General features: G+C 36.1%; 3 protein-coding genes. All 3 read right to left on the bottom strand.

Features of this window, described 5'->3' with window-relative positions; genetic code table 11:
• Nucleotides 1-414 precede the first annotated feature (414 nt).
• Nucleotides 415-1,545, bottom strand: a complete 1,131-nt coding sequence (dnaJ, locus tag CJF42_RS13480; protein WP_095367184.1) for a molecular chaperone DnaJ — start codon at nucleotides 1,543-1,545, stop codon at nucleotides 415-417.
• A gap of 144 nt (nucleotides 1,546-1,689) precedes the next feature.
• A complete protein-coding gene (dnaK, locus tag CJF42_RS13475) occupies nucleotides 1,690-3,612 on the bottom strand; it encodes a molecular chaperone DnaK (protein WP_095367183.1) in 1,923 nt (640 codons plus the stop codon).
• A 196-nt stretch (nucleotides 3,613-3,808) separates the two neighbouring features.
• The gene (locus CJF42_RS13470) at nucleotides 3,809-7,153 is read right to left on the bottom strand and encodes a M6 family metalloprotease domain-containing protein (protein WP_095367182.1); all 3,345 of its coding nucleotides are present in this window, start codon (nucleotides 7,151-7,153) and stop codon (nucleotides 3,809-3,811) included.
• Nucleotides 7,154-7,370: the final 217 nt, after the last annotated feature.

Below are 7,370 nucleotides of genomic sequence, written 5' to 3'. Positions count from 1 at the left end.
CCCGAACTTTTAATGTTTTAGGTAGTATAAAATTGGTTTTATACCCATGCTACATGGAAATGTGAGATTTTATCAAGTCGGGAAGCTTACCAAATGATAGGCATAAATGTGTCGTTAAGTTCACTATCAACAAGTATATTATAACAATGCAGTTGGCCGCTTATCGTCTTGCCCTAAAGGAGTTAGGGTAGAAAATGATTACGGCTTTATGATTTATCATCAGGGAATAACCATGAATTATAAATCATGTCTTGTACTCGTATCCTACTCAAGCTCTGAAACCTGTATTTCCAAGAAGCACGGTCATATATAGTGCTTGATAGGATGAACATAAAAAATTCGATAGTTCTCTATTGTATACGGTTAATCGTGGTCAGGGTAGCAACCAGCTTGCACTGGTTGCTTTAAAGTAATTTATTTAGTTAAGTCATCAAAAAACTTTTTAACACCGTCAAAAAAACCTTGCTCTTTTGGACGATTTTTTGCGTTATTGTCACTCATGCTTTCTTCAAATTCTTGAAGCAGCGTTTTTTGACGTTCGTTTAACTTAACTGGTGTTTCGATAACAACTTTACAAATTAAATCACCAATCGCACCGCTGCGAACGGATTTTACACCTTTACTGCGCATGCGAAACATTTTATCTGTTTGACATTCTGATGGAATTTTTAATTTAGCTCTACCATCTAACGTTGGCACCTCAATACTGCCACCTAATGCTGCTGTTGTGAAACCAATTGGTACTTCACAATATAGGTTATTACCATCACGAGTGAAAATAGCATGTTCACGTACCGAAACTTGAACATATAAATCTCCAGATGGCGCTCCATGAACACCAGCTTCCCCTTCACCACTTAGGCGAATACGATCACCTGTATCAACACCTGCTGGTATTTTTACTGATAAAGTTTTGTTCTTTTCAACACGTCCTTGGCCATGACATTTTTTACATGGATCAGAAATAATTTGTCCTTGACCACTACAAGTCGGACAAGTCTGCTGAACAGCAAAGAACCCTTGGCGCATTTGAACTTGACCGGCACCGTGACACGTAGAACACGTTTTTGGTTTTGAACCTTTTTTAGCGCCACTGCCATCACATGGTTGGCAACCAACCCAAGTTGGTACTTTTATTTCAATTTCTTTACCACGAACAGCCTCTTCTAAGCTTAAATCCATGTTGTAACGCAAGTCGGCACCACGTTGTTGACGAGATTGACGACGACCGCCACCTCCTCCACCAAAAATATCGCCAAATACATCACCAAAAATATCACCGAAATCGCCCTGTCCACCACCATGATGGCCACTGCCTTGTTCAAAGGCTGCATGACCGTATTGATCATATGTTTGACGTTTTTGACTATCGTTTAGTATTTCATATGCATCTTTAACTTCTTTGAATTTTGCTTCTAGTGCTTTATCACCCGCAGTACGATCTGGGTGGTATTTCATTGCTAGTTTTTTATATGCTTTTTTGATGTCTCTTTCACTGGCATCTTTAGCAATACCCAGAACTTCGTAACAATCGCGTTTTGACATAATCTTCTCTGTATCAATTTAATTCGAATTAATTGACAATTAATTTTATTACTAAAATAATAATTGCGAATTAATACAAAGGGCGCATCAAGTTTATGTCCTTGTGCGCCCTAAATAACTATTTAAGATATTACTTTTTAAAAGTTATTTATTGTCTTCTTTCACTTCTTCAAATTCAGCATCAACAACATCCTCTTCTTGTTTAGCTGAAGGTTCTGCTTGTTCAGTACTAGGTTGTTGTTCAGCTTGTTGCTTCGCTTGAGCAATTTCCATTAGCTTTTGAGATTTTTCCATTAATACCTGAGTTTTAGCATCAATTTCAGCTTTATCTTCGCCTTTAGTTGCTGTTTCTAATTCAGCAAGGGCAGCCTCGATAGCTTCTTTATCTTCCGCTTGTAATGCTTCGCCTGCTTCTTCGATTTGTTTCTTAGTACCGTGAATCATGGCATCTGCTTGATTACGAGCCGCAGCTAATTCTTCAAAAGCTTTATCCGCGTCAGCATTTGCTTCTGCGTCACGTACCATAGCTTCTACTTCTTCATCAGAAAGACCTGAAGATGCTTGGATAGTGATTTTTTGTTCTGTGCCAGTATCTTTATCTTTTGCAGAAACATGTAATATACCATCAGCATCAACATCAAAGGTTACTTCAATTTGTGGTGTACCACGTTGTGCTGCACGGATACCTTCGAGGTTAAACTGACCTAAAGATTTATTGTCAGAAGAACGTTTACGTTCACCTTGCAACACATGAATTGTTACAGCTGATTGGTTATCTTCTGCAGTTGAGAAAGTTTGAGATTTTTTAGTTGGTATAGTTGTATTTTTCTCGATTAATGTAGTCATCATTTGACCCATTGTTTCGATACCTAGCGAAAGTGGGCTTACATCTAGTAATAATACATCTTTCACTTCACCCGCTAAAACACCCGCTTGGATTGCTGCACCCATAGCAACAGCTTCATCAGGATTCACATCTTTACGTGACTCTTGACCAAAGAAGTCTGCAACTTCTTTTTGAACCATTGGCATACGAGTTTGACCACCAACTAAGATAACATCATGTATGTCACCAACAGATAATTCAGCATCAGACAATGCTTGCTTCAGTGGCGCAAGTGATTGTTGAACTAAATCTTCTACAAGAGATTCAAGCTTAGAACGTGTAATTTTCACGTTCATATGTTTAGGACCAGTTGCATCAGCTGTTACGTAAGGTAAGTTAACATCTGTTTGCTGTGCAGAAGAAAGCTCAATCTTTGCTTTTTCAGCAGCTTCTTTAACACGCTGCATTGCAAGAGGATCAGTTTTTAAGTCAATGCCTTGATCTTTTTTGAATTCTTCTACTAAATAGTTGATTACGCGGTTATCGAAATCTTCACCACCTAAGTGGGTGTCACCATTAGTCGCTAATACTTCAAAAGTGTGCTCACCTTCAACTTCATCAATTTCGATAATTGAGATGTCAAAAGTACCACCACCAAGATCGTATACAGCAACTACATGGTCGCCTTTTTTCTTGTCCATACCATATGCTAATGCAGCTGCAGTTGGCTCATTGATAATTCGCTTAACTTCAAGGCCAGCAATACGACCAGCATCTTTAGTTGCTTGACGTTGTGAATCGTTAAAGTAAGCGGGAACTGTGATTACTGCACCTGTAACTTCTTCACCTAAGTAATCTTCAGCTGTTTTTTTCATCTTTTTCAAGATTTCAGCAGAGATTTGTGGTGCTGCTAGTTTTTCATCTTTTGCCTGTACCCATGCATCGCCGTTATCAGCTTCAACAATTTTGAAAGGCATAATGTCGATATCACGTTGAACTTCTTTATCTTTAAAGCGACGACCTATAAGACGTTTAATTGCAAATAAAGTATTTGTCGGGTTTGTAACAGCTTGGCGTTTAGCAGGTTGGCCTACTAAAATCTCACCTTCATCTGTATATGCGATGATAGATGGTGTTGTACGATCTCCTTCAGCATTTTCAATAACACGTGGTACGCCGCCGTCAAGTACTGCAACACAAGAGTTTGTAGTACCTAAATCGATTCCGATAATCTTACCCATGAGACTTTTCTCCAACTTCTAAAATTCTGTAATATTTTGTAATACACTTGCTCGATGATTAGTTAATAAGGGTGCCTCAAAGCAATTTCAACAGTAAACTTAAATTTTTTTTAAATTATTTTCAAAAACATATTTTATGTTTATTAATAAAGCAAAAAACCAGCAATTAAGCTGGCTTTGAATTTATTTGATTTCTTTAGCTTTTAAATCGTCTAAGCATTAGAGGGAAGAATGCTAAGATAAACGCAAAACTACCACCAGATGAACTTTTTTCAGGCTCAGTTGGTTTTGTAACAATGGGCATATCATCATTTATTATCGTAATCATCATTTCTTGCGGAGCATTTATTAAATGATCACTCGTTAACTTTAGCTTAAACGATTTATTGTCATTAACAATTAGATTGTCTGTAATATTTACCGTTATTGTTTTTTTTACTTCACCAACAACAAAAGTTAAAGATTGATTTATTTGAGTAAAATCAGTTCCTGATATTGCAGTGCCATCCATTGTTGTTAATGTGAATTCAATTGTTGAAGCGCTTCCCCCAGCACGAGCAATGCCAATATCAAAGCTACCAATATTTTCATTTACACTTAATGTGGTTGAATTGAATTTAATTTTCCCTCTGATCTCATCATCAATGATAGTTATATTAATATCTTGATAATCTTCTGTTTTATAAGCACTTTCAATTATCAACTTAAAATTACGACCAATGTCTATAGTATCATTGTTGATTAATTTTAAATTGAATGATTTAGTGTATTCATTAGCAGCTAAGGTATATTCAATATCAAATTCTTCAAAATCAACTCCTGCTATAGCTGTATCACTAATCGCTTTAATTTTTAACGTATGTGGAGTAATTCCGTCACCATACTGAAAAATTTTAATTGGTATAATATTTTCATTCTCATTTACTGAGATGTTTTCCATTGCAAATTTCACATTACCAGGAATGTCTTCATTTTGTATTGTGATCAGAGCTTCGGTGGCATCACCTGCATTTTCACCTTCAATGATGAGTTTTAGTTGTCTATCTGGATCCGCAATTTGATTATTTATCAGCTCTATAAATACCGCTGCTTCTAAATGCCCTTCACCGAATGTAATCATAGGTTTCGATATAAGCTTGTAATCAACCCCTTCCACTGCGGTAATTGGTTCTAGTCTGACATTGATAGGAGTTTGGGTACCATCATCAAAATCTCTTTTAAGAGTAATACTTAACGCACCGCTATTTTCTGTTTGAGATGCTTCAGTTGTAATCACATTTACTTTTGGTGTATTAGGAGATGTTATTTGCTCAAAATGTGATAAATAATTACTCATAACGAGTTGTCGTTTACTAGCTGGGATATCAGAAAAACGTACTGTAGATGTGATGAATTTAGAATCACCAAGCTGATTTGTAACAGCTAAGTTTAAGCTTGGTTCATCTAATTGCCATAAAGGGGTTACACTTGTTATACCTGTACTTGCAACTAATTCTGTATATGTCTGCCAACTGCCCTCTGGAACAGAGTAGCTGATCCCATGAACAACAGAGCTGTTTGCACCAGTTATCCCACTGGTATCTTGAGACCAAGCAAAATTTGTTTCTATACCAAATTGCCTCATTTGTGCATTAAGTGTATCCCCAGCCCAATACCATTGTGGATTTTCATAATAGACATGACCTCCTGATGTCACAAAATTCGATAAGTTTGTTAATTGCTGTTCGTTTAAAGCTGAACTTGATTCGTGATCAATAAATATAATCGGTGTTTTTGAATTATCTAAACTGGGTAGATCACTTACTATAATAGGCGTCAGAGAGTTTGCTTTTAAAGCATCTGACAAAGCCGAGATAGATTTTGATTGGCCTATATTAATAATCATAGGCTCACTTGTTTCAGGTAGTTTTAATAATAAAGCTTTTGCGTGATTCTTAGTATTGTCAGCTGTATAAGCATTGACAAGTAAAGTGACTTCACCAGCTGCTACTAAGCTTGTATCAAGCACTGCTGAAAATGGTGCTGTACTATCTTCAGCTAATAATATGTCATTTATATAAAACACTACTTTATTTATATTTTCGATTGGAGAAATCTCCAAATCTACCTGTTGCTGCATATCTATTATTTGTAAATTAGTTATATTGCTAAAAGTAATTTCAGGCAAAACAGCAATGTTTGCATTAAAAGCTATTTCATTATTATTAAATGATATATCTTTAATTTCTACACCTGTTGCTTGATTTTTGTAGCTTTCACTGTGAGGAGTAGAAGTGGTGCCAAACTGATTACCAACTAAATAATAGTCAGTTGCATCTGCTCCTAAGCCTTGTTCAATTTCCTCTAAACCATCGGCTTCCATTAAACGTATTAGTTTGTTATTCGAGTAACTATTATCGTTTATAAAGCCATATTCATTGGTATGGGCATTGATATGCCAAATTAATAGTCCTTCATTAGGCAAGTTTTTGTCATTACCCATTTGGTCTCGATTTTGTACAACAAAGTACTCACTATATTTTTTTTCTAATGTGAGTTCTGGCATGATGATTAATGCATCTTTTGTATTACTGCTGGGTGTTAAAGAGATATTATTATCACCAGAGGCTACAACTTTAGGCTCTATCCAGCCTAATGCGAATTTAGAAAATGAACCATGATCACCCCATGTACCATCCATCATATCCATACCTCCTAACCCACCAACAGGCCCAACACTACCATCGTAATCGTAAAAATCAGGTAAGCCTAAACCGTGTCCAGTCTCATGAATTAGGGTGAGTGGATCAAAATCATCACTTTCGTTATTCCAACTTAACCACTGCCAAGAGAATGCTGCCAGCGTTTTTCCTGATAAAGTATAGCTAGCATCTGAAAATGAACTTTGCCATCCCCACCAAAGACTTGCCCATTCTCCTACTTCTCCTGTCCAAACAACAGAAAAATAATCTATGTAACCATCACCATCATTATCATATTGGCTAAAGTCATGTCCTTGCGATTCATAATGGGTTAATGCTTCTTTTATTACAGTTCGAGCATCAGTAATATCAGTTCTTGGGTAAGGTGTTGTATACCAACCAATCACATTACCAGCAATATTAAGTTGTTCATATGATGAACGCTTATAAAAGCTTGTTAAACTTTCTACAGGATATCGTTCAGGCAAACCTTGACCGTAGATATGGTTGTTGATTACATCAACTGTTTGATGAGCTGGCACTGGTGCGTCAGGGAAGTCTAATAATAAAGTAAACGTTTTTACATTACCTGTGGAAGGTAATCCCCTATGGCCAGGAATACTTTTAACAACAGATTGTAGTCCTAACTTATCGTTAATATATTTTTTAGTATGATGTGATAAATTGGGTGATATTTTGTAGTTTGATAGTTTGTTTGCTTCAGTTATTTTTTGTTTTAATGTGCCATTCTTTTTATAACGAGCTAGCTGCTCTGCTGTAGGTGGCTGTAATGCGTTTGCTAATGTTACATTTAGTAAGGTGCAGACAATTAAAAAGGATTTTAAATGCTTATTAAACATATTATTATCTATACATTGAAATAGTAATACTGACTATTACAAATATATTCTTAGGAGACAAGAAATAAAGCGTTTGATTGTTAATTCATGCTTGTTTAGGACAAAAATACAATAACAACAAGTTTATACCAATTTCGATAATTAAGTAACGCCATTCAGGGCTTATGAGGTTTTACAATTTTAGCCATGTTAGTGAATTCATGGTATCCCCTTTAGA

The sequence above is a fragment of the Pseudoalteromonas sp. NBT06-2 genome (assembly GCF_002276045.1).
Classification (GTDB): domain Bacteria; phylum Pseudomonadota; class Gammaproteobacteria; order Enterobacterales; family Alteromonadaceae; genus Pseudoalteromonas.
This window is presented reverse-complemented; position numbering and strand designations above follow the sequence as displayed.

What these genes read in the sequence shown, in the direction of transcription:
- dnaJ (WP_095367184.1), bottom strand. Translation starts at nt 1,545, where the DNA reads ATGTCAAAACGCGATTGTTACGAAGTTCTGGGTATTGCTAAAGATGCC.
- dnaK (WP_095367183.1), bottom strand. Translation starts at nt 3,612, where the DNA reads ATGGGTAAGATTATCGGAATCGATTTAGGTACTACAAACTCTTGTGTT.
- CJF42_RS13470 (WP_095367182.1), bottom strand. Translation starts at nt 7,153, where the DNA reads ATGTTTAATAAGCATTTAAAATCCTTTTTAATTGTCTGCACCTTACTA.